This is a genomic window from Photobacterium sp. WH24, assembly GCF_019204055.1.
GTDB classification, from domain to species: domain Bacteria; phylum Pseudomonadota; class Gammaproteobacteria; order Enterobacterales; family Vibrionaceae; genus Photobacterium; species Photobacterium arenosum.
In genome coordinates this window covers 1-849 of record NZ_JAGSOZ010000057.1, presented here as the reverse complement: position 1 = coordinate 849, position 849 = coordinate 1, and the positions used below count along the sequence as shown (strand labels likewise).

Here is an 849-nt window from a genome sequence, read left to right as displayed (position 1 = left end):
TAACGCCACTCGCTTAAGAGCGAGTGGCGTTCTTATCCCTCTTCCGTACCGGATATTTTGCTGTTTTCTTGAGTACTGCTCTGGGGTAGGGCTTTCTTTTCCGCTTGTTGGGCAGGATCAATCTTTTCCCGTTTTCCCTCAATATTTTCAAGTTTTTCGGTATCGTGCCAGGTGTTCGACCATCCGCCCAAACAAATTCATCTTGTATTAAATACAATGCATTGATGAAGCTTATTCTTAACGGTTCTACGCTATGTTCTCTGGCCATCTCGGCCATTTCTAAACGTACGATATTGTAAGAAATCAGAATTCCCCAAAGCTCCTGATAGATACCTTCGCTTTTTAAACTTCTCAAAAGCGGTTTGTTCTGTAATTGATACTGTTTTAACTCACCGTAACCACGTTCAATTTCCCAACGCTGCCAATAGACTTCAACGAGCTCTTTGAGTGCATACTGCTTTGGACACAAGCAAGAAGTGATGAATCCTTTAATTTCACCTTTTGGTGATGGGATAAGCACCAGTCGAGCACGCCATGTCTGCCCTAAATGAGGCGCCTGCTCTTGTGCCTGAGGGGAGATGGGCATTTCAATCAGATGGTCATAATCGCTATAAGACTCGATAATTTCATACCTGCATTTGGACTTTATGGGGGTTAGCCAGTGCGTGTTTTGGCCGGTTCCCTGCCAGCTTAGAAACAGCTCTGCTGACATAAACCCCCGGTCAAATAACGTGAGCGAATTTTCTGGCGCCGAGCCGATAAGCTGTTGTGCGTAAGAAATTTCACTGTTGGTTACAGGGCCAAAGGCCGCATCTGACAGTATATGGTTTCTGGTCGACATCAGTGTTA

1 protein-coding gene is annotated in these 849 nt (G+C 45.0%); it reads right to left on the bottom strand.

Going from position 1 to position 849, the window contains the following annotated elements:
- Positions 1–13: 13 nt before the first annotated feature.
- Positions 14–849 (bottom strand): IS4 family transposase (locus KCG43_RS21300; RefSeq protein WP_218387471.1); only part of this gene is annotated, 836 nt, incomplete at its 5' end.